A 21,879-nucleotide genomic window follows, 5' to 3' on the forward strand; every position below is an offset into this window, starting at 1 on the left:
ATGTAGCAAAATTTAAAAATGACTTCCCTACTTAAACCGGCTAGAATCTTAGTTCTAAATGTATTGAGTGTCCTTGACATATTTAAAAAATTGTTCAAGAACAATAAAGTAAGTGAGGTATAAAAGACTCAAAGCCCCCATATAAAGAAATGTAAAAATATGATGGCAATTTTAACTGACTCTAGCTGTTTAGCTACAAATAACTAACTAAACAAGACTAACTAGTATAAACAATGACAAAGCAAACGGAAGGATTAATAGTTGGACGTTACCAGATTGTCAAAGAGATCGCACGAGGGGGCTTTGGTGTCACATATTTAGCTCAAGACACTCTGTCTTCCAACTCTCCTTGCGTTATCAAAAAGCTCAATCCTCAAAGTGCTGATATTGAAACAGCCAAAATCTTGTTTCAAAGAGAAGCCCACGTTCTCAATCATTTGCAAAGAACTCAACAAATACCAAAGTTTCTGAATTATTTTGAAGAAGGAGACAATTACTACCTAGTTCAAGAATATATCCAAGGAAAATCTTTAGATAAATTGCTAGATCGGCGATGGCCAAATCAAAAAGTTATTCACTTTTTGCAGGAAATACTTTTTATCTTAAAATCTCTTCATCAAATAAATATTATTCATCGAGATATTAAGCCATCAAATGTTATTAGAAGAGATGAAGACCAGCAGTTCATTCTCATTGACTTTGGTTCAGTTAAACAATTAGATCCAAAATACTCATATTCAAAAGCAGGACAACCATTGCCTACCCATACAATGATTGGGACTCCAGGATATGCACCGACAGAACAAATGGATGGTAGACCCAGTTTTAACAGTGATATTTATGGCTTGGGAATAACAGCAATTCATCTCTTAACTGGAATACATCCAAGAGATTTAAAACGAGATGAACAAGATAATGTGATATTTCCTAAAGGAATAGACACTAATAATAAGTTATGCGAAATTCTCACAAAAATGGTATATTTCAGTACGGAACGTCGCTACCAAACAGTAGATGAAGTCATTGAGCATATAAATGAAATCACAATTCAACCAAACGGAGCCCTGAGAAACTGGACGGGAAATTTAGCAGTCACCAGAATTGAACCACAATTCTCAATATCTCGCCACGAAAGAACGCTAGCACCGTTACAAAGATCGTACAAATATTCATACATCATCATTGGAGTTTTAGCGCTCAGTTTTACCATTATTGGTATTGAATTCTTTATCTATCCATTCATCCGACCAGCATATTATTTATATAGAGGTGAGAGTTTAATTAAATCGCGTAAGCCAGAAGCAGCTAGCGAAGAATTTCAAAACTTCATCGATCTTAAACCAACTGCTGGTGACGGATGGAGAGGAAAAGGGGATGCTCTGATGATTTTAGGGCGATATTCAAGTGCCTTAGCATTTTATCAGAAAGCACTTTCCCTCGAACCCGATAACTTAAAAATCTTAAATAATACAGGTAGGGCATTATATAAATTAGGGCAATCTAAAGAAGCTTTAGAAACTTATGAAAAGGTCTTACAACTTAACCCCAATGCTGACGATCTTGCTGAAGCTTGGAGTGGGAAAGGTATAGCTCATATAGGTTTGCGACAGTATCAAGAAGCATCAAAAGCTTTTGAAGAATTAAAGCAACTCAGACCAGATAAACCAAACGTTTGGTATGAAACGGGACTAGCTGTAGAACAATTACAAGGACCTCAAGCTGCTAGAATGTACTATAGAGATGCCTTAGATGCTTACGAAGATTTTCTGAAGAAAAATGGTAAAGATCCAATTTCATTGACTGTTAAGGGAGACACTTTACAAAAATTGAATCGCTATGAAGAAGCACTTAACTCTTATCGAGAAGCACTGAAAATCGATGAAAATTTTTATGAAGCTCTATTAGGTAAAGGGAATACGCTTCTGACTTTACAAAAACCTCAAGACGCATTCTGGGCTTTAGATCGAGCTAGTAAAATCCGCCCGCAGCAAAATCCTCAAGTTTGGTTTACGCGAGGGCTATTGCTGACTCGCGAATTTGGAAAGCATGAAGAAGCTATAAAATCTTTTGATCAAGCGATTAAGTTAGATAATCAATATTATGATGCTTGGCAGGGAAAAGGATTAGCACTATCCGATTTAAAACGCTATGAAGCAGCTTTGGCAGCATTGAACAAAGCTAAAGACCTTGCACCGAATAATGCTTTGATATGGGCTAATATATGGTCTGTCTTGCAAGAGTTAGGAAAAACTCAAGAAGCTGAGCAAGCATATCAAAAGGCTATTGAACTGGGGTTTCCTGCTGAAGAATTGGAAAAATCACGAAAAACACCTTAATCGTGGTCTAAGGCTATAAAAAAGACAGCTGAGTTGCCGATTGATTAATCACATAAGCAACGGGTTTATTTGTTTTTCTTACATGACCTTCCACAACAGCTTTGTCTAACCAATCCTGCATTTGTGATTGTCTCACATTCAAGGATTCGGCAAGACATTTCACGTTGTTTGGTTGCTGTAGACGATCGAGGATCAATGGCAAGACAGCTTCATATATAATGTCCTTTGTGCGATCGTCAGCGTTTTGTAGGTGAGAGTGTGCGATCGCGTGAGGTATCTGTACTGGTTCATCCAAAGATACAGATGTTGCCAAAAGTTCTTTTAATGAAGTATTCCAAGGTTCTGACGGGAAAGCTTGTGCTCCTTTGTCATGCAGTTGGCGAATACCTTCTGATGCACTTGGATGCATCCGTATAAAAATCGGTATATCTCTCATTTTTTCCAAAGCTTCCACCGCCCCAGCCCAAGTACCGCCCTTCCCCAGTGACGAACTGACAACAAGAGCATAATCTGCTAAAGCGTAAATATACTTATTCCGTCCCATTGCGTTACCAGCATTGAAACCAGCATCAGGGTCGTAACTAGAGATTAAGGCAAGTCTACCTTCTTTAATACTGGAACGATACTTACCATTAACAGACGCTTTTGTCAAACTATCTGCTACTACGCCGATAGATGTTCCCCCAGATTCCAACACACCTAACATTGCTGCTTGGTCTATTCCACGCGCCCCGCCAGATACCACCTGGATGTCATGAGTAAAGCAAGTTTGTGCAACTCTTTGAGTATAGCTGAGGCTTTCCTCATCCACATCACGAGAACCAACAATTGCCAATCCTCCCCTTGATAACAATTCAATATTGCCAACCCCATAGAGAATTGCGGGTGCGGAATGTCTCAGTCTCTGCTTGAGACACTTGGGATAGTTGCTATCACCTCTTCCCAAAACCCATAGCCCCTGATTTGTCCATTTCTCTACTGCCAAACTCAGCATCGCACCTCGTTCCAATAAAGTCAGTAACCTCTGGGGGTGAAGTTTCCGACTGGTTATTGTTTCTAAAACTTCTTGTGCTGTTGGTTCCAGTAAGTTTGCAGGACGCATTTGATGTTCTCGCAACCAGTCAGCTAAAGAGTTATATTCACTCAAGGTGAGAGGTTGAGGTTCAAGTTGACGATTTTGCCCAAAACTAGCACATAACAGTAAGATGGCTTGAGTATCTGGTGACAGCACGTGATTTAACATGATTTTTTAATCACCTCGATCGAAGGTATTCAGTGCTAGTGCTAAAGGAAAAACCTCACCACTTCCAGCACGACGTAAAAGTGCTGCAACAACAGTAAAAGTCCAACGCGAATCAACCATATCATCTACCAAGAACACCGAACCTCCCATACCTTCCCAAGAGTCAATAGCAAAAGCACCATCTAAATTTTTAGCTTGTTGGTAACTGTTGCTCATGTGTTTTTGTAACTGAGTCGGGCGAATTTTCCGCACGACTGGTATAAAAGGGATACCTAATTTTTCAGCCAATCGTTGAGCAAAATTCGGTACAAGCTCTGGACGATTCAAAGAAGGAACGGAAGTCACCCAAGTAGGAACGGGCTGAGGTTGCCAACGTTGAATCATTTCAAAAGCACCTTGCACCAGTGTATCGTCAAAACAATCATTCTGATATTTTCCCTGCTTGACTAACTCTCCCCAACCAGAATCGCCCCAGAGAGAGAGTGCTCTTCCCTCTTCGGCTTTTAAATTATCTTTAATTTTTCCCGAAAAACTATAACTTGGAAGTGCTTGTGAGACCCACATTTTACGTGGTTCCAGAATTTGGTCGCTGCGACGCAAATACTGAATAGCTTGATTGACAAGTTGGATGGAAGGGTTGGATGGAAATAAAGGTTCACCCAAGCACGCAGCGCACTTACCACAAGGCGTGGGATTTGGATCGTCTAATTCTGCTGCAAGAAAAGACATGAGACATTGTTGAGCTTGCATATATGCCAACATTTGAGCTTGTTCTTGACGGCGAATTTGTGTTAATGTTCTGATTTTTTCTTCATCTAGCTGATAATTTATTGGGGTTGCATACCATTTTGAATCTTTTTTAAGAACTGGGGCTGGAGATTCCAGAGAAAGTAGTTTCAACACTTTATCAATTTGACTTTTAGAGAGATTGAGGTGCTGTTCCATCTGGGGAACAGAAAGCCCGTTTTCTGCTTGGTTGAGAACATTTAAAACTTGTTGTGTATGCGTTTGTGGGGGAAAAGCTGTATTGATAAAATAGTTAGTAATTTCATCATCTTCATGACCGCTAAGAAGAATACCATAAGCTTTTTCCACTGCTCTCCCTGCTCGTCCCACTTGCTGGTAATAATGAATAACAGAACCAGGGCGTTGGTAATGAATCACAAAACCTAAATCTGGTTTGTCGAAACCCATTCCTAAAGCAGTTGTAGCAACCAAGGCTTTGATTTCATTGTTTAGCAGTTGTTCTTCTAATGTTTCACGAATAGAACTTTCAATTTCACTATGGTACGCTTTGGCATTGATACCTTGCATTTTTAACCAACCAGCAACTCTGTCAGCATCTCGCACTGTTAATGTATAGATAATACCACTTCCTGGTATTTTAGGCAGCTGTTCTGCTAACCATGCCATTCGTGCGGCTGGACTAGGGATAGAAATGTTTTGTAAATGCAAACTTTTTCTGGTTAATGAACCTCTGAGTACACGCAAGTTGCTTCCCAATTGAGTAATAATATCATTGATGACTCGATTGTTAGCTGTCGCTGTGGTCGCCAGGGCTGGAATATTTGAAGGAAGTGCTTGTAAAATTCTAACAATTCTGCGGTAATCAGGACGAAAATCATGTCCCCAGTCAGAAATACAGTGGGCTTCATCAACAACAAATAAACTGATGCGTTGGGAAAGTGGCAAAAGAACCTTTTCTCGAAATTCATCATTGGCTAATCTTTCTGGAGAAATCAACAGAAGATCTACTTTTCCTGCTAACAATTGGGTTTGTACAATTTCCCATTCTTCTGTATTACTGGAGTTAATTGTGGCTGCTTTGATGCCAATACGTTGTGCTGCTGCAATTTGGTTTCGCATTAAAGCGAGTAGTGGCGAGATTAACAACGTACAACCAGCATTTTGGTCTCTGAGTAAGCGCGTTGCTAGAAAATAAACTATACTTTTTCCCCAACCAGTCCGTTGAACAACTAATAGACGCGATCGCTGCTCAACTATCTCTTCGATAGCTTCCCACTGACCGGGACGAAATTCGGCTGTTGTGTCATCAAGTGCTTGACGGAGAAGCAACAGTGCTTTTTCTTGATTTTTAGTCATTATAAATACTCAGTAATTAGTGACTCTTCTGTTTTAGCATCAGAAATCACCATTACCAATATCTTTGACAGTAAAGTGATTTACGTTTAACCAAGAACGGAGTTCAATACTACTCCAATAAGCGGAAATTAGAACCCCGGTTTCTTTAAGAAACCGGGGTTCTGACACCTCGATTACCGAGCAGTATTGAAGTCACTCTGCTACTCTATAACTAAGCATAAAATTGAAATCACGATGGCATACAACGAATTTACTTGGAGTAAAGCAAAACAGGATTTTGGATTAACTGCGATCGAGGGCGTGCGCTTTTTTCCTGTGATCGCTCCTGTTGCTCCAAGTAAACTACTTGAGCAACAACTAGAACGCAGTCTACCATGGGCGACAGCAACCGGGAATGAAAAAGCTCGCTCTGAGGGAATTATCAATCCAATTTTGCTGGAGGTGCGTGAAATTTTGAACCGTCAAATTAGCGTGTTTTCTGGTGAAAAGTTCGATGTGGATGCTCATGTTGGTTTGAATGGATACTGTGATTTTTTAATCAGTCGATCGCCAGAACAAATCGAAGTGGAAGCTCCAGTAGTAGCGATCGTTGAAGCAAAGCAAGAAAACATCAAAACCGGACTGGGACAATGTGCAGCAACAATGGTAGCAGCACAACGGTTTAATCAAAACAAAAACTTATCTATTCCTGTTGTTTATGGCAGTGTCAGCACGGGAACACAGTGGCGATTTCTCAAACTTGAAGGTAGTACCCTAACACTCGATTTTATGGATTACCCAGTTCCACCTGTTGAGCAAATCCTCGGTATGCTGATTTGGATGATTCAGCAAGGCATCTGAAGCTTTTGAAGTCACAAGTTCGACACTATAATTTTATTGGTATAATTATGTTACGAGATATTAATATTTTAAATTATCGTTGTTTTAAAGATTTCTACATAGATAATTTAGCACGTGTCAATCTTATCGTAGGTATGAATAACAGTGGCAAAACTAGTTTGCTAGAAGCTATCTATTTATTAGTGAACCAGGGCAAAATTCATCGGTCTTTAATTGAAATGCTAAATAGTCGTGGAGATATTGATAAACAGTTTAATCAAAATTTATTCAATCAATCCTTACGAGTCTATAATGAAGAAATTAAGAATATATTTCAAGGGTATCAAATTAGCTCTCACCATCCAATTCGCATTATCTCTCAAAACCAATATCCATTGTCACTGGCAATTGAACCCCAATTAAGCGATCGCAATCTTTTAAACCCTGAAAACTTTGAAATTGTTTTTTCCTATGGATTACAGCTTGAAAATCAGATAATTATTTATAGCGACGGAACTATTAGAGGGAAAGATGAGCCATTTTTAAGCTCTAATCATTCCAGTCAATTTCTCACTATCAGTACTCTAAGTTTTGGTAAGATGGCTGAGTTATGGAACAGTATTTTATTAACTCCTAAAGAGAACAAAGTTGTAGAAGCTTTACAAATTTTAGAGCCATCTATAGAACGAATTGGTTTTACCAGTCACCAGACTTCTAGGCATAGTATTCTACTTAAGTTAAGTGGAAATTCCAATCCTATTCCCTTAACAAGTATGGGAGATGGAATGCGCCGTATTCTTGCTATAGCGATAGCAGCAGTCACAGTGGAAAATGGTTTTTTGCTTGTGGATGAAATTGATCCAGGATTATACTATCAAACTCAAACCGATATGTGGCATTTTGTTTTGGAAGTAGCAAAACAGCTTAACATACAGGTATTTGCCACGACCCACAGTTGGGACTGTATAACTGCATTTGCAGAAGCCGTTGCTCAATTGGAAGATCGTTCTGTTGGGAAACTATTTCGCTTAAGTCGGCGTGATGAAAATATACGTGCTGTTGAGTATACTCCTGATGAATTATCTATTGCTGTCAACCAAAGCATAGAGGTGCGTTAATGCCAAAAGCACGAAAACCTCCTCCAGTAAAGCCGCAGCAGTTAGTGGTTGAAGGAAAAAATGACCGTCACGTCATCTGGGCTTTATGCGAACAACATCAACTACCAGAAACTTTTTCTGTAGAAGTCCCTTTTGCAGAAGATGGACAAGGAATTGAAGTGCTTTTGGCTGAGTTACCAATTAGACTTAAGCAAGAAAACTTGCGTACATTAGGTATAGTGATTGATGCAGATCGCGATTTGTCAGCACGATGGCAAGCAGTACGCCAACGCTTCAATGAAAATGGCTATTCACTTTTAGCGATCGCATTTGTTGAGTGGTTGAAGCGTTTATTTGCTTAACTACAACGTTGACTCAAAAATCTAGTTGTTGCTCAAAAAACTTACTTGAAGTACTCTTTCTTCGTGTACTTCGCGTCTTTGCGGTTCATTTAATTAGGTTATCGCCCTTGCGGAATAGCAGTATTTATCTTGTGGGATGGACTTTGATGCCCATCCCATATTACAGCAGTTTTCACCTAAATGAACCGGGGCGCAATGCCTTGCGCCCCTACCTTAAGGATACAGACCCCGGTCTTGAAGTGCTTGAGCAACGCGACCAACACCCAAAGTATATGCTGCTAACCGCAGAGGTATGTGACGTTGTTCGGATTGTTGCATGACTTGACGGTATGCTTGCACCATCAGCAATTCCAGTTCCCTATTGACACGATCCTCATCCCAAAATACATAGGACAGACCTTGCACCCACTCCAGATAACTCACCACAACACCACCAGCATTGGCTAAAATATCTGGTAGCACCATGATACCTCTATCTGCCAAAATTTCATTTGCCTCAAGAGTGACAGGACCATTAGCCGCTTCTGCAACAATCCGTGCTTCTACCTCATGAGCGTTTTTCTCTGTGATTTGATTCTCTAACGCTGCAGGAACCAAAACATCACAAGGCAAAGTGAGTAGGTCAGCATTAGTAATTGGCACTGCATCTGGATACCCAACAATACTTTTGTGGTTCTGTGCTGCATAGTCTTTTAAATCAGGAATATCCAGCCCGATATCTGAATAAACACCTCCAGAACTAGTAGAAACAGCAATAATCTTTGCTCCTGCTTGGTGCATCAATAAAGCTGCGGCTGCACCTACGTTCCCAAAGCCCTGAATTGCTATTCGCGCTCCTGCTAGCGACTTACCTATATCTGCTAGCGCTTCACGTACAACAATCGTGGTACCGCGTCCGGTTGCCATTTCCCTTCCTCTGGAACCACCTATGGAAATCGGCTTACCAGTGACAACTCCCGGTACGGCATGACCTACATTCATAGAATAAGTGTCCATCATCCATGCCATCTCACGAGCAGAAGTTCCCATATCTGGGGCGGGGATGTCTTCTGATGGACCGATATCTTTAATTAACTCCGTTGTATAGCGGCGAGTAATTCTTTCGAGTTCTCCAACACTATAGAGTTTTGGATCGATGGCAATACCTCCTTTAGCACCTCCATAAGGCAAACCAACTAGCGCACATTTCCAAGTCATGAGCATCGCAAGTGCTGAAACTTCTTTTAATGTGACAGCCGGATGGTAACGCGTACCGCCTTTGTAAGGACCTAAAATGTCGCAATGTTGTACCCTATGCCCAGCAAGAACTTCAACCTCTCCATTATCCCTTTTGACGGGAATCGAAACTGTAATGACTTTGCGTGGATGTCTCAGAAGCTCCAACAGACCCCGATCCAAATTCAATTCTTTTGCAGCCTGTTCTAGGTAGCTACAGGCTTGATCGAATGGACAAATATGCGCGGGGGTTGCAGCCACCAACGGTATCTCGCAAGAGGAAACCATAAAATTTTCTCCTTATAGCGGTATTTTCGCTCTTTCAGACATATACGATGGTTTACCAATTTGAAAAAAGAATGCTACAGATAGTTGAATGAAATTACGTCCCATAAGGCTTTTTCAATCCAAAATCTAAAATCCAAAATCCAAAATGGTATTAGTTCCCGAAATAACTCTCACATGGGGTCAAATCTATGCGTTTTTCCATAGTTTTATCGATTATTTGCAATAGCAATTGTTGAATTGGGATATTTGTCCCAACCAAACCGATATAAGCACACACATAGCTCCAACTGTTTTCAATCCTTGGCGATTGTTACAGTATTCGGAGGGTATTTGGTAGTATATCCTCCAGCACGCAACATCACTTTTCAAGCCCGACTGTGCAACAAGTAGTGTTGGTTTATACTGGAAGAAATTGGTTTGTCAAGATTCGACCACATTTGATGGAACTATGCTTAGCGTATCCTTTTTTTCTAAAAAAATATCATTTTTGTAAATTTCGTTACAATTTTCTTTGATCCCTTGTGCTTTTAAGTTGAAAATAGGAATTTTTGCTGCGTGCGGTAGGTACCAACCCGAATTCATAAGATTGATATTGTGCAAAGTGGTTTACAAATCTTGACTTTGCCAAATAGCAACAAAACTTTACTTGATTTTTTTCTTGTTTGTGAGGAAATCTATTGTTTCATTTAAACAACGGTTTATTTATCAAATAACAGTATTCTATACTAATACTTAAGATACGAACCATGTCAATGGTACTCTTGAACAAGAGAGACAAGAGAAAATTTTTATAATAAATCCAAAATCCAAAATCCAAAATCCAAAATCCAAAATTGGATGTATTTGGAGACACCAATACAACCCAGAACAACAAAGCGTCAGTTCTTTTCGTTCTGGATACTCAAATGCCCCCTGCAAAGAGGAACAGAAAAACCATGCCAAAGTATGAGAGACCAAAAACCCCAGTTTTCGATAACGTTGAAGATGAGCGCCTTTACCGCAAGCAACACCTAGCTGCTGCCTTTCGTGTATTTGGGCGTTTTGGTTTTAGTGAGGGTATAGCAGGTCATATTACAGCCCGCGATCCAGAATTCACAGACCATTTTTGGGTAAATCCGTTTGGCTTAAACTTTGCTGACATCCGGGTTTCAGACCTCCTCTTAGTTGACGCCGAGGGAGAAGTTGTTAAAGGCGAAGGTACTGTGAATCGAGCTGCCTTTGCCATCCATTCCCAAGTGCATGAAGCACGACCTGATATTGTCGCTGCTGCACACGCTCATTCAATTTACGGTAAAACTTGGTCAACTTTTCATCGCTTACTCGATCCCCTAACTCAAGATTCTTGCGCTTTTTACGAAGACCACGCACTATTTGACGACTATACTGGCGTTGTGGAAGACCCTAAAGAAGGTAAGCGCATTGCTCAAGCATTGGGTAACAAAAAAGTAGTTATTTTAAGTAATCACGGTCATTTGACAGTAGGTCACTCCGTTGACGAAGCTGCTTGGTGGTACATTAGCTTTGAGCGCTCGTCCCAAGCTCAGCTATTGGCTCAAGCTGCAGGCAAACCCCGACTGATAAAACCTGAAACCGCACGCCTCACACGCACTCAGGTGGGAACCCATGTAGCTGGGTGGTTCAGTTTTCAGCCAATCTATCAAAAGACGGTACGCGAAGAACCCGATCTGCTGGAGTAGAGGTTGCGATCGTATCCAACTTTTTATTGTAGGATGGGCATCCCCGCCCGTCCTACAAATTGTGCGGGCGAGGACGCCTACCCCACAAGATGCAATACTGCTTTGATAAATCTCTTTAGATAGGATGAGGCGTGCAATCTAGTAACCAGTCTTTTATTAGCGATCGCACCAGTGGTCGGATACTACATATTAACAACTTAAACATTATTCGGTGAAATCAACATTGACTTATGCAGAATTTAGGTTAAATTAATTCCCTACCAATTTTAAAAATACTTTACAATTCCAAATTCGGCATTTTGGCAATTATGTTAACTGTGGGATAAGTAGTATAAATATGTTCTTGCTCAAAGAAGCTCATTGCAAGACTAAAGCCTCCTCTTCCCGATGAGCTACCAGGTTTTGTATTTAGCAACGATCAAGAACTGCTAAACGTGATACCGTTCTGATGTGTGTATCACGGGAGTCAGGAATCAGGGTTCAGGGAAGAGTGATTTTTTTTTGCTTGGGTGTCAGATTTTCTCTCGAATAATTTTAATTGAGAAAATTTTACCTCAGCATTTATAGCAGTCTTTTTTCTAATTGGTATAAATTGAGATTTAATATTCACTACAGTATTGTAGTGAATTTGCTGAAGCGTACAAGTCATAATTATTTTTAACATTTTGCTTTCCTGTTCTTCTCTCTGAAGCTTGTAAATGGAAGTAGAAAATTTAGATTTTCAGGGAGCATCCTGTGAACATTAGTGATGAGCGTGGCAGTGGCAGATTCTACTTTTAAAAAGTTATAATGCTAAAATTAGTTTGAGTCTCTGGTATTTACAGGGGCATAATTCTATTGGGCGTTGTTTGAGGAGATCTTGACTCTCCAGTTGGCTGGAGAGTTTAAAATGAGAGTGGTGACTCTCTCATGAAATGGTACAGGGTGGTCAAGTAGGTATGTTAGTTCAAGAGACGCTAAAACAAATAGGCGAAGTTGCTAAAGAAAGTGGGGTTCCTATTAAAACTATCCGCTATTATGAAGAGCTTGGTTTGCTTAAGGCTTCGGGTAGAACTGAAGGTGGCTTTAGATTGTTTAATTCTGAGGTATTCTCACGTTTGAAATTTATTAAACGTGCTCAAAATCTTGGGTTAACTTTATTGGAAATTAAAGAATTTTTAGATGTTCATGATGATGGGTTTATGCCTTGCGATCGCATAAAAGTTCAGTTGAAAAATAAGCTGTCAGCTATTGATGAACAAATTCAGCAATTATTTATCTTAAAGTCTGAGTTGGAGGGGCTGCTTTCTGATTGGGAAAAAATAACCGAACCAAGCGAGCAAACTATTTGTCCTATTCTTGAGCGGAATTAAACAGATCCTGTCGCAATCAGCGCTCCTGCTATCAACGGTTAATAGATAGCACTGATAGAACTCAAAAGCGTCTCCAAGTGGAGGCGCTTTTTACATTCAGATTCATCTTTTTTCAAATCTACGTTCCACCGCTGGCCCAAAGAATTTAAAAATGCTAAATACATCACTAACGATCGCAGATCGCATCTTCTGCTACTACATCAATGTTACCAGTCACATTCAGGTAGCTCGAATCTCGAATATTCCGGGCTGGTACGCCCGACTTGTTCCCCATTCTACCACCAAGGTTCTACACGGCAGTCCCCTAATGTATCTGCGCGATCCCAAACTTTACTGCGAAACCTTGCTAAAATACCTGCTATCCTAGTACGGGATTGCACAAGTTCTTCTTCTCCTCTTTCTTCGTGCTCTTTGCGTCTTTGCGGTTCATTTAATTAAGTAATCTTCGAGCAGGATAGGAGTATCAATCATTAGCCACTTTCCATTCATCAATGTTCCAGAAAACAGATCCTAAACTAGAATATTTGATCGGCTCAATGCGATCGCGCACTGCTTCAAATGACATGGGATTCACCAGGCAAAACTGAACTCTATTTGCCGATCACTAAGTTTCTGCACTTTTGGAAAAGCTTCTTTGTTGCCAATACGTAAAAAATCTCTCCAAAATGTTGGGTTTCGTTCCTCAATCTAACCAATTCGGTTAAATGTTGGGTTTCGTTCCTCAACCCAACCAATTCGGTTAAATGTTGGGTTTCGTTCCTCAATCTAACCAATTCGGTTATCAATTTGAGCGCGTTGCAAACTTCCAGAGAAATCTACATACACAGTTTTCCAATCTGTAAATACGTCCAAGACAGCAGTCCCCGCTTCTCGATGTCCGTTACCAGTTTGTTTAACACCACCAAACGGTAAATGCACTTCTGCACCAATCGTGGGACCGTTGATATAAGTGATACCTGCTTCTAGATCGCGCATAGCCGTGAAAGCACGGTTGACATCGCGAGTATATATAGAAGATGAAAGACCGTAAGGTGTATCGTTAAGGATTGCGATCGCATCCTCAAAAGAGTGTACCTCTATCAACGCCACTACAGGTCCGAAGATTTCTTCACGAGCAACGCGCATTTGAGGAGTGACACAATCTAAAATAGTAGGCTCAAAGAAATAACCGTTTTGCAAACCTTCCTCAGTTGCGATTTCTCCACCCATTAAAACCTTTGCTCCCTCTTCACGGGCAATATCTAGATATTTGCTCACGCGTTGGAGTTGCTTTTCATTCACAATCGGACCAACATCAGTATTGGGGTCAGTACCAGCACCCAAGCGTAGCTGACTGGTACGTTCTTTCAGCATATCGGTAAATTTCTCTTTGATATCGCGATGTAGCAGCAGACGACTTGTAGCAGTACATCTTTGACCGGCAGTTCCAAATGCACCCCAAACAGCACCATCCAAAGCAAGTTGCAAGTCCGCATCTTCCATCACAATTTGGGCATTTTTACCACCCATCTCCAGACACACGCGTTTGTGAGTGCGCCCGCAAGTAGAGCCGACAAAAGCACCCGTTTCAGAAGAGCCAGTAAAAGAGACTAAGTCAACATTAGGATGCTCAACTAAAGCTTTCCCCACTTCCTCTCCCACTCCATGCACCAAGTTGATAACACCTTCAGGTAAACCAGCCTCTGCAAAAATTTCGACGAGTTTAGTAGCACAAGCAGGAGTATCTTCTGCAGGTTTGAGAACTACAGTATTACCACACACCAAAGCCGGCATTGCTTTCCAACAGGGAATAGCGACTGGAAAATTCCACGGTGTAATCAGAGCACAAACCCCAACAGGCATTCTGACTGTCATGGCGAACTTATTGGGCATTTCAGACGGTGTCGTTTGCCCAAATAATCGTCGTCCTTCGCCAGCACTGTAATAGGCACAATCAATACCTTCTTGAACATCCCCCCGTGCTTCTGCCAGAGGTTTACCCATTTCCCTACTCATCAATTGAGCAAGTTCTTCTTTATACTTCCGCAAGAGTTCTCCGACTCTTTGAACGTATTCTGCTCTTGCTGGGGCAGGAATGAGTCGCCAACTCCGGTATGCACGACGGGCAGCAGCTACGGCTGTCTCAACATCAGTTGCTGCCGAACGCGGAAAAGTGGCTACAACTTCACGACTAACCGCAGGATTGCGGCTTTCTAAGGTAGCACCCGATGCAGCGTTTACCCACTCTCCGGCGATGTAATTACGGCAAGTTAAGGGATGACTCATTTTCTACACCTCCGGGTTGTAAGATTTTGGACTTGAGATTCTTGGAAATACAACTGATTGCAACTAAAGCGATCGCAGAAAAAAGTCGTGGTTTAGCAACAGTCAACACAGGTGACCGAATGATTCGGTCAATAAGGCTACGTACTAACTACTGTGGCTTGTCCTTTTGCCAGAGTGGGTAAGATAGACAAAACTTTAGGTGCTAAAGGCTTCAGATCTGCCAATCGGTTGGAGGGTGCCTGTAAAACAATCACAGTGATATCGAATTGTGGTAGATTCTGCTGGAATGACAAATTACGATCAACCGTGATGAAAACATCAAACTCTGTTTGTGCAAGCGCAAGAAGTTGACCATTCTTAATTCCTGCCCACCCCATCTGCGGAACTGTTTTCACTTCATAACCAACAAACTCCCTTGCCAGTTTGCGGTCAATACACTCATCTAAAAGGAGCTTCATGCTATGCCACCACGCCAATGATCTGTTTTTCTGCCTCTTCCAGCAAGGCAATAACCTGCTCTCTGGTTACAGTTGGAAATCCATCTAAAAAATCGTCTATCGATTCTCCTGCTTTGAGATAATCTAAAAGTGTTTGTACAGGAACTCTAGTACCAGCAAAAACTGGGGTGCCGCCCATAATTTCAGGGGATACGTTAATAATTGGGGAGTCTTTAAGCATAAGTCTTTAACCTCCGGTCTTTGTGTATATATAGTTGCTCAACGGCTTTCTAATACATCGGATGGTAATTCAGTAAGTTCTACCTTACCGTGCATATAAACTTCTTCAATTGATTGCAACATTAATTTTTAACCTAGTTCATATTCGTCAGTTCTCTTATACGTAACAGAGTTCCTAAGTCATTCTATTACTTCGGGGCTACCTGTTTCCCACGTTATTTAGGTGTAAATTATCAACCTGTTTTTCACTACTGAGTTAAGAAGTGCTCTGAAGTAATTTTCCGGTCTTCTGTCCAATGTCTCAACGTGTCTGGTTGCTAGCCAACACATTTTATAGTAACATGAAATATATTATTTGCTTGTTGGAAGCCTTATCAGATCAATGCCATCACTGCAGATGGGGAACCAGAACCATCTTTTAATCTAAGAACCCCAATGACCAGTGTAGTTCCCTTTGGTGGTAACTGGTCTAAATTAGTCAAATTCTCCAACACAATACGTGGTTCTTGCAACACCAAGCAGTTAGTTGCAAAAGTAGTCTCTTGTCCTGCATCTACTCCATGAGTATCAATTCCTACTCCCGCAATTTGACGTTCTTCCAGCAAAAACCTTGTTGCATCGCTTCCAAAACCAGGAAAATGCATCCCGCCTTGAACATCCCGATTAAAAAAAGCACGTTCATCCACCCATTTTTCTTGCCAACCTGTATAAAGCAATACCACACAATTCCAAGGAATCTCTCCGTTTTGCTGTTCCCAAGCCAGAATATCATCCACAGAAAGAACATAATCAGAATTACCAGCTGCTTGCTCACAAATCTCAATAACCACAGCTGGTACAACCAACGACTCAGCAGGATAGCGATCGCAACCCACACCATCACGGTAAAAGCTACTAGGAGCATTCATGTGAGTCGCACTGTGCTCTCCCAAAGAAAACCGTCGCAAGTAATAACCATCCTTATCCAACTCCGCCACCGTTTCAAATTCAACAGGTGGATCGCCCTCCCACAGAGGAATCTTACGATCAATAACATGACTTAAATGCACCACCCGTGAATAAATAATACCTCTCCCTCCTTCTCCGCGTTCTCTGCGTCTCTGCGGTTCATTAAACAAATCTTGCTTTCGCACCAACCTTCCCAAAGTAGCCTCCATAACAGCAGAAGTCTGACCTGTCACAGTAAACACCAGCGCCTCACGATAAACCCGTTGTGCATTATGATGACTGTAAATAGCACCACCACTAGAAACAGCGATCGCTGCATGAGAAATTCGAGCTGCTAGATCGATCGCCCAAGCCCGCAGTTGCAAGCGTTCAGTAAAAGACAAGTTCGAGTTTTGTTGTGCTGCTCGAATAGCAGCGCGACAATTGCTAAGTTCTTGCTGAAGACTTTCAAAAGCATCCCTAATAAAACGCAGTGATTTTTTCTTTGCAGCAAACTCCAAAATCTCCAAACCACCAAGAGCACATCCTGTAGCCAAAAAAGTTGCACGAAGAACATTATTCTGATCATTTTCATGAATCCAGCCAGCAGGTTTTATAAAAACAACACCTTCTGTAGGCAAAAACCAGTCAGTCAAAGTTGCTGTGACAGTATTAGTAGATGTCATTGCAGCAAGCTGTGCGGGCTGTGAAAACGTGAGCGCACCTCCTAAGGGTTGATGTGTTTCCACTAAAGGGACTATACCAAAAACAGAGCGATCGTCAGGTAAAGTAGCAGCAACAATAAACTCGCTAAAAAGGTTCCAACCTGTGACCCAAGGTACAACTCCATTGAGTTGATAACCACCCGGTACTGGTACTGCAACAACAAGTGGTTCCCCTTCACGTCGTAGCTGAGAAAAACCAACTCCCAGTAAAACTTGACCGTCACTCATATAGGGAAGGTACTTCTCTTGGAGAGAGGCGTTGTTGCTAGCAACAAGCATACCAGCAGCACTTTGGTGTTGGGTTTGCAAAAAAGCTAGAGCACCAGAATATTGGGCTACCAGTTCTTGAAAGCTACCGAATACTTGCTCGCTGACCTCTTTGCTACTCCAACGGTATGGCAGTCGTAGGGCTAGCAGCCCCAACTTTCCCAAACCTTGCAGTGCATGAAATAAAGCATTGGAGTTACAGTCTATCTCATTCGCCAATGGTGCTACTTCTTCAAGCAAGAAAGACCGGGCTACCTTTAAAATAGAATGAATATCGTCTAGAGTTCCTTGTTCAACACAATCCATAGGAATTGGAGAGATGCATTACAACTGCCAGCTATATCTGTATGACGATCTCTTATTTTTCACTGCTGTTTTCGCTGTAAAGAACCCCTCCAACTCCCAAAATTAATGGGTTTTGGAGGGTTCAAATGTTGCAGCAAAAAGTGAATTATTAATAAGTTAACAGCTTAAAAGTAAATTTAAAATTAAGAAACCGTTAATTTTTAGTAAAGATATTCTTTAAAATGCACGGCACTTATGAAAATTTTCCCCTTTATATGTATTTAATTTTACAATATCTTATAAGTATAACTATGGGTGGTTGTAAAAATTGCAGAAATACGTTATTGGTTTAAAATTTCCTCAAAAAGACCTATTTTTTTATTTATGACTCTTAAGAGTAAAAACGTAATGTTTGAATAATGACAAATTATTTTCTTATAAAGTAATAAAACATACTAACATAAACAACTGTATTTTACAATCAAAACTTGGTAGCCAATTAATAAGCTTACACTAGTGGCTTTACTTATGTATGGTTAACTGTTAATAGTTAGATGTCAAGACCACATTGTAGGGGCGCGGCGGCCTTGCGCCCCTATGGTTAGAGAGAAACCGGGTTTCTCAACAACGGACTATCCATCAAAACAAAATTGACCTACTGTACCGGCGCTCTAGTAAGCAATCCACTCTGGAGGAACTGTGTCTATAGGAGTTTCAGAGGTCGTTGTCCCATTGACAGTCCAAATGAAATTTTCACCAGTGTTGTAATTGCGCCAGAACACATCACTCTTACCATCGCCGTTGTAATCCCCAACTTTCGGCTGTCTAGCCACATCAGTTGCAGGCAAGAATGCGGCAGTAGAAACTGTTGTGCCATCCATTAACCAAGCAGTGTTCTCACCAGTCGTTTCATTGTGCCAGAGAATATCAGTTTTACCATCGCCGTTAAAATCTCCAACACTAGATTTCCAAGAGAGGTCAAGCTTTGGTACAGAACCAGAAGTAATGAAAATACTATTCATCAACCATACGGTGTTCTCACCTGTTTGGCTATTGCGCCAGAGAAGATCGGTTTTGCTATCGCCGTTAAAATCACCAAGGGTGTAGCTATCCCAAAACGGATCTAATGATGATAGGGCATATTTTGAGGTGTTAGTACCATCCATAAACCAAACGGCATTTTCCCCAGATGCCGTATTGCGCCAAAAGATGTCATTTTTACCATCGCCATTGAAATCAACAATACTAGAAGTCCAAGATAAGTCCGCTGCATCAATAAAAGCAGAGGTAAGTACTCTAGTGTCATCCATCAACCAAGTCGCGTTATCACCTGTTTGAGTGTTGCGCCAGAAAATGTCGCTCTTACCATCGCCATTGAAGTCAGCAATACTAGCAGTCCATGCTGGATCGATTCTGTCCAAATAAACTTCAGAGGCAATGTTTACCCCATCCATTATCCAAATGAGATTCTCCCCTGTTGACTTGTTACGCCAAAACACATCTGTTTTCCCATCACGATTGAAATCTGCATAGGAAAAGTCCCAAGAAAAATCTATCTGTCTGGGGATGGATGCATTTGCTACCCTTGTGCCATCCATCTGCCAAATAGACACTTCATTGGTTTGGGTATTACGCCAAAATTTGTCAGTTTTGCCATCACCGTTAAAGTCAGGAACTATTGCTGCATTACTGAATTGAGAATTGGGATTTGGATTAGGGCTTGTTGCTGTTGTTGTTGCAAGCATTGAATCTGACAAATCGCTTAGCAGAGTTTGTGACGATCGCCCCCAATCGAAAGTAGTATCTAGAGCATCTGTAGCTACAGAATTATTGTAGATTAGCAGAGACGAAAGTTCACTAGTACTTTTAGAATTGACGGTTTTAGATTCAAACATAATGTTTGGTTATGACTAGTGTTCATATTTTTTTTAACTGCTTTTTTATAATGTTTCTGTTAAAAGGTAACATCTGATAAATTCTGATGTGTAAAAGTTGCGCTTTATGAGGGGAGTGGGGAGTAGGGGAAAAGAAATTTTCAGATGTTTTGGTGTACGCAGTTTATGATGGCTACTGACTACTAAAGTTATACCAAGTGGAAAAAAGAATGAGACAGATTGTTGGGTGAAACTAAGTCCAGTAGGACTTTATCAATCCAAAATCTAAAATCTAAAATCTAAAATGGTATTACCATTTCTTACAAAATCTGACTTATCCAACCCATTAGAGTCGCAGTTTTCAGGACTTTTTCGTACTGCGCTAAAAGAATAAATAGCTTAACTTTAGTTATAGAGAAGAGCAAACATTATTGATACTTTCACGTCTTAACTATGAAGCTTAAGCTATTTACTTCTTCATTTTTAATGATTTCTCTTATTGTTGCTTCTGGAATACAAGCCGCCGAAGCAACAAAAGCAACAGACACTTTTAATAAACAAAACTATAATCGCAGTGTTTCTTTTGATAGGATTTTTTCTGTTCTCGAAACAGGAGATCGCACTAAAAAAGAATCAGCTAAAACCCCTTTAACACCAGACATAACAAAGATTGATAGGGTTAGCAGTGGTAATAAGTTACAGAGTTACAACCCACAGCCGATTATAATAGCCATACGGTGCAAAAGCCCGTGTAAAACTGAAATTTGAGCAAGACAGAATTACTTTTACCACAGCTACAGTATGTATTTGCTTGAGAAAAATACCGCTTCATTAACTTGAGTGTTTCCAGTCGCTCAGTTGTTCGCACTCTTGCTGTTTTATTGGACGCGGACGTATTGGTCTTAGAGGAGTACCAATGTCCACGCAAGAAAAAGACTTTTGTCTCTTCTTAGAAGATTGTTGTTTGTTAGGGTGAGTTTGTGTAGTTGTCATAATATTTACCTCTATGTTGCCAATCTGGGGCTTGTGAATCTCATCGCATCTAATGAATTTACCATCAATGCTTGAACGTTAATCAGTATTCCCAAATTTCCATCAATTATCACTCTATCTGAGGTAATTTCCGGAAAAAATCCGAGAAATAGATTTAGAGATTCACCGATCTACATTTGATTGAGTGACATAACTGCACCAGTTTGAGGACAACAGAGGCAATATCGCATTATAGCTTACTCCCTCAGTTATTGTGCCGACTGCCCGCAAATCATTAAGTCACGGGACTCCTGTCGGATTCGCCCCAAACTTGCCGCTTCTTGCAAGGACATAAAAGCATCGAAATCTTCTACGTCATACTTTGTTTGCAAAAGTTTTCTCAACTGTTCTTCCGCAGTAACGGTAAGATATCCAGTTGCTATGACTTGTTGAACAACCTCACGAATTAGCATCATACTCCCAACCTATGTAGTGAAATGACTACAACTTCCCATATGGTCATTTTCGCTTTTTTCAACAAATCTTTACAATCCCTCCTTCGATAGGCTTTATTTCTTCACTAAAACTTTACAAACAGTCCCAAGGTAGAGCAATGACGAATTTTTATCAATTTCCGCTCTTATTTTTGTTGGGGTGCGGCGACTGCTGCGTATCAAATTGAAGGTGCATATCAAGAAGGGGGGCGCAAACCCAGCATTTGGGATACTTTCAGCGCTACTGAGGGAAAAGTGCTTAACGGTGATACAGGTGCTGTCGCTTGCGCTCATTACCATCGCTACCAGTCAGATGTAGAACTGATGGCAATCCTGGGAATCAAACACTATCGCTTCAGTATTGCCTGGACTCGTATTCTTCCTGATGGTCGCGGTACAGTCAACGAAGAAGGTATTGATTTTTACAAACGGTTAGCAGATTGCTTACACGAGCATGGCATCGCTCCTCACGCTACCCTATGTCATTGGAATAGCCCTCAAACATTAGAGGATTTGTACGGTTCTTGGCAAAGTCGCCAAATGGCAAATGATTACGCCGATTATGTGAAAGCACTTGTCAAGCGGTTGGGATCGCGTATTAGTCCAACAACGCATCCCAAAAGCTAGTTTTGAGTGGTACGCAGAGTGTATCCGTCAAAACAGTGTCGTTTGATGCAAAGTTTGGAAAAGTCTACAAGTGGCTACAGGAAGCAACCCTAGTTATTCACTGAAGGATTGCGAGCAATGTTAATCATTGCATTCCATGTACTATACCCAACAATTCGTTAAGGGTCTCTAACTTTATGACCAGCGAAAGAATTATTGATTGGTAGTTGCTAAAAGCCTTCTTATTTCTGCCTTCATGTACTAGAGCATCGGAT

At 40.9% G+C, this 21,879-nt stretch carries 19 protein-coding genes; 9 read left to right on the plus strand and 10 right to left on the minus strand.

Features of this window, described 5'->3' with window-relative positions; genetic code table 11:
• Window positions 1-233 precede the first annotated feature (233 nt).
• On the plus strand, window positions 234-2,336 hold the full coding sequence (locus WA1_RS07040) for a serine/threonine-protein kinase (RefSeq protein ID WP_017747852.1): 2,103 nt from the start codon (window positions 234-236) through the stop codon (window positions 2,334-2,336).
• Between the two features lie 13 nt (window positions 2,337-2,349).
• On the opposite strand, the gene WA1_RS07045 is transcribed toward WA1_RS07040, so the two are convergent.
• Window positions 2,350-3,579 carry a DNA-processing protein DprA gene (locus WA1_RS07045; protein WP_017747853.1) on the minus strand — a complete coding sequence of 410 codons (1,230 nt, stop codon included), beginning with the start codon at window positions 3,577-3,579 and terminating at the stop codon, window positions 2,350-2,352.
• A gap of 6 nt (window positions 3,580-3,585) precedes the next feature.
• A complete protein-coding gene (locus tag WA1_RS07050) occupies window positions 3,586-5,682 on the minus strand; it encodes a RecQ family ATP-dependent DNA helicase (protein ID WP_017747854.1) in 2,097 nt (698 codons plus the stop codon).
• Window positions 5,683-5,916: 234 nt separating this feature from the next.
• Between WA1_RS07050 and WA1_RS07055 the strand changes: the two genes are divergently transcribed.
• Genes WA1_RS07055 through WA1_RS07065 form a run of 3 tightly spaced genes read left to right on the plus strand, consistent with a single transcriptional unit; the run spans window position 5,917 to window position 7,960 of the window.
• Window positions 5,917-6,522, plus strand: coding sequence for a hypothetical protein (locus WA1_RS07055; RefSeq protein ID WP_017747856.1), 606 nt, complete (start codon window positions 5,917-5,919; stop codon window positions 6,520-6,522).
• Window positions 6,523-6,569: 47 nt separating this feature from the next.
• The gene (locus tag WA1_RS07060) at window positions 6,570-7,619 is read left to right on the plus strand and encodes an AAA family ATPase (protein WP_017747857.1); all 1,050 of its coding nucleotides are present in this window, start codon (window positions 6,570-6,572) and stop codon (window positions 7,617-7,619) included.
• Complete coding sequence (locus WA1_RS07065; protein ID WP_017747858.1) at window positions 7,619-7,960, plus strand: DUF3226 domain-containing protein; 342 nt, start codon at window positions 7,619-7,621, stop codon at window positions 7,958-7,960. Before WA1_RS07060 ends, WA1_RS07065 begins: the two co-directional genes overlap by 1 nt.
• Before the next feature lie 213 nt (window positions 7,961-8,173).
• Here the strand turns inward: WA1_RS07065 and WA1_RS07070 are convergent, their stop codons facing one another.
• Window positions 8,174-9,463: a Glu/Leu/Phe/Val family dehydrogenase gene (locus WA1_RS07070; protein WP_017747859.1), complete on the minus strand. Its 1,290-nt coding sequence runs from the start codon at window positions 9,461-9,463 to the stop codon at window positions 8,174-8,176.
• A 935-nt stretch (window positions 9,464-10,398) separates the two neighbouring features.
• On the opposite strand from WA1_RS07070, the gene WA1_RS07075 reads away from it, so the two are divergent.
• From WA1_RS07075 to WA1_RS54730, 3 genes are all read left to right on the plus strand, one after another.
• The gene (locus tag WA1_RS07075) at window positions 10,399-11,160 is read left to right on the plus strand and encodes a class II aldolase/adducin family protein (RefSeq protein WP_017747861.1); all 762 of its coding nucleotides are present in this window, start codon (window positions 10,399-10,401) and stop codon (window positions 11,158-11,160) included.
• Between the two features lie 938 nt (window positions 11,161-12,098).
• The gene (locus tag WA1_RS07085) at window positions 12,099-12,512 is read left to right on the plus strand and encodes a heavy metal-responsive transcriptional regulator (RefSeq protein ID WP_026135155.1); all 414 of its coding nucleotides are present in this window, start codon (window positions 12,099-12,101) and stop codon (window positions 12,510-12,512) included.
• Window positions 12,513-12,663: 151 nt separating this feature from the next.
• On the plus strand, window positions 12,664-12,879 hold the full coding sequence (locus WA1_RS54730) for a DUF1830 domain-containing protein (RefSeq protein ID WP_148662642.1): 216 nt from the start codon (window positions 12,664-12,666) through the stop codon (window positions 12,877-12,879).
• A gap of 398 nt (window positions 12,880-13,277) precedes the next feature.
• Here the strand turns inward: WA1_RS54730 and WA1_RS07090 are convergent, their stop codons facing one another.
• From WA1_RS07090 to WA1_RS07110, 5 genes are all read right to left on the minus strand, one after another.
• On the minus strand, window positions 13,278-14,777 hold the full coding sequence (locus WA1_RS07090) for an aldehyde dehydrogenase family protein (protein ID WP_017747865.1): 1,500 nt from the start codon (window positions 14,775-14,777) through the stop codon (window positions 13,278-13,280).
• A gap of 137 nt (window positions 14,778-14,914) precedes the next feature.
• Complete coding sequence (locus WA1_RS07095; RefSeq protein ID WP_017747866.1) at window positions 14,915-15,235, minus strand: DUF5615 family PIN-like protein; 321 nt, start codon at window positions 15,233-15,235, stop codon at window positions 14,915-14,917.
• Window position 15,236: 1 nt separating this feature from the next.
• On the minus strand, window positions 15,237-15,455 hold the full coding sequence (locus WA1_RS07100; protein WP_017747867.1) for a DUF433 domain-containing protein: 219 nt from the start codon (window positions 15,453-15,455) through the stop codon (window positions 15,237-15,239).
• Between the two features lie 373 nt (window positions 15,456-15,828).
• A complete protein-coding gene (locus WA1_RS07105) occupies window positions 15,829-17,679 on the minus strand; it encodes a cyclase family protein (protein ID WP_017747868.1) in 1,851 nt (616 codons plus the stop codon).
• 650 nt (window positions 17,680-18,329) lie between these two features.
• Window positions 18,330-19,553, minus strand: a complete 1,224-nt coding sequence (locus WA1_RS07110; protein WP_017747869.1) for an FG-GAP repeat domain-containing protein — start codon at window positions 19,551-19,553, stop codon at window positions 18,330-18,332.
• 432 nt (window positions 19,554-19,985) lie between these two features.
• Here WA1_RS07110 and WA1_RS07115 point away from each other — a divergent pair, with 432 nt between their 5' ends.
• Window positions 19,986-20,300: a hypothetical protein gene (locus WA1_RS07115; protein ID WP_017747870.1), complete on the plus strand. Its 315-nt coding sequence runs from the start codon at window positions 19,986-19,988 to the stop codon at window positions 20,298-20,300.
• Between the two features lie 63 nt (window positions 20,301-20,363).
• Here WA1_RS07115 and WA1_RS58035 read toward each other — a convergent pair whose 3' ends face one another.
• Together WA1_RS58035 and WA1_RS07120 are read right to left on the minus strand one after the other, a co-directional pair.
• The gene (locus tag WA1_RS58035; protein WP_169886886.1) at window positions 20,364-20,525 is read right to left on the minus strand and encodes a hypothetical protein; all 162 of its coding nucleotides are present in this window, start codon (window positions 20,523-20,525) and stop codon (window positions 20,364-20,366) included.
• A gap of 248 nt (window positions 20,526-20,773) precedes the next feature.
• Complete coding sequence (locus WA1_RS07120) at window positions 20,774-20,980, minus strand: hypothetical protein (RefSeq protein ID WP_017747871.1); 207 nt, start codon at window positions 20,978-20,980, stop codon at window positions 20,774-20,776.
• Between the two features lie 201 nt (window positions 20,981-21,181).
• Between WA1_RS07120 and WA1_RS07125 the strand changes: the two genes are divergently transcribed.
• Window positions 21,182-21,625: a family 1 glycosylhydrolase gene (locus WA1_RS07125; protein WP_419183611.1), complete on the plus strand. Its 444-nt coding sequence runs from the start codon at window positions 21,182-21,184 to the stop codon at window positions 21,623-21,625.
• Window positions 21,626-21,879 lie beyond the last annotated feature (254 nt).

It is taken from the genome of Scytonema hofmannii PCC 7110 (genome assembly GCF_000346485.2).
In the GTDB taxonomy this organism is placed as follows: domain Bacteria; phylum Cyanobacteriota; class Cyanobacteriia; order Cyanobacteriales; family Nostocaceae; genus Scytonema; species Scytonema hofmannii.

Coding starts and splice junctions, on each gene's coding strand:
- WA1_RS07050 (WP_017747854.1), bottom strand. CDS start 5,682: ATGACTAAAAATCAAGAAAAAGCACTGTTGCTTCTCCGTCAAGCACTT.
- WA1_RS58035 (WP_169886886.1), bottom strand. CDS start 20,525: ATGACAACTACACAAACTCACCCTAACAAACAACAATCTTCTAAGAAG.
- WA1_RS07060 (WP_017747857.1), top strand. CDS start 6,570: ATGTTACGAGATATTAATATTTTAAATTATCGTTGTTTTAAAGATTTC.
- WA1_RS07115 (WP_017747870.1), top strand. CDS start 19,986: ATGAAGCTTAAGCTATTTACTTCTTCATTTTTAATGATTTCTCTTATT.
- WA1_RS07085 (WP_026135155.1), top strand. CDS start 12,099: ATGTTAGTTCAAGAGACGCTAAAACAAATAGGCGAAGTTGCTAAAGAA.
- WA1_RS07105 (WP_017747868.1), bottom strand. CDS start 17,679: ATGGATTGTGTTGAACAAGGAACTCTAGACGATATTCATTCTATTTTA.
- WA1_RS54730 (WP_148662642.1), top strand. CDS start 12,664: ATGCTAAATACATCACTAACGATCGCAGATCGCATCTTCTGCTACTAC.
- WA1_RS07045 (WP_017747853.1), bottom strand. CDS start 3,579: ATGTTAAATCACGTGCTGTCACCAGATACTCAAGCCATCTTACTGTTA.
- WA1_RS07120 (WP_017747871.1), bottom strand. CDS start 20,980: ATGATGCTAATTCGTGAGGTTGTTCAACAAGTCATAGCAACTGGATAT.
- WA1_RS07090 (WP_017747865.1), bottom strand. CDS start 14,777: ATGAGTCATCCCTTAACTTGCCGTAATTACATCGCCGGAGAGTGGGTA.
- WA1_RS07065 (WP_017747858.1), top strand. CDS start 7,619: ATGCCAAAAGCACGAAAACCTCCTCCAGTAAAGCCGCAGCAGTTAGTG.
- WA1_RS07055 (WP_017747856.1), top strand. CDS start 5,917: ATGGCATACAACGAATTTACTTGGAGTAAAGCAAAACAGGATTTTGGA.
- WA1_RS07095 (WP_017747866.1), bottom strand. CDS start 15,235: ATGAAGCTCCTTTTAGATGAGTGTATTGACCGCAAACTGGCAAGGGAG.
- WA1_RS07040 (WP_017747852.1), top strand. CDS start 234: ATGACAAAGCAAACGGAAGGATTAATAGTTGGACGTTACCAGATTGTC.
- WA1_RS07110 (WP_017747869.1), bottom strand. CDS start 19,553: ATGTTTGAATCTAAAACCGTCAATTCTAAAAGTACTAGTGAACTTTCG.
- WA1_RS07070 (WP_017747859.1), bottom strand. CDS start 9,463: ATGGTTTCCTCTTGCGAGATACCGTTGGTGGCTGCAACCCCCGCGCAT.
- WA1_RS07100 (WP_017747867.1), bottom strand. CDS start 15,455: ATGCTTAAAGACTCCCCAATTATTAACGTATCCCCTGAAATTATGGGC.
- WA1_RS07075 (WP_017747861.1), top strand. CDS start 10,399: ATGCCAAAGTATGAGAGACCAAAAACCCCAGTTTTCGATAACGTTGAA.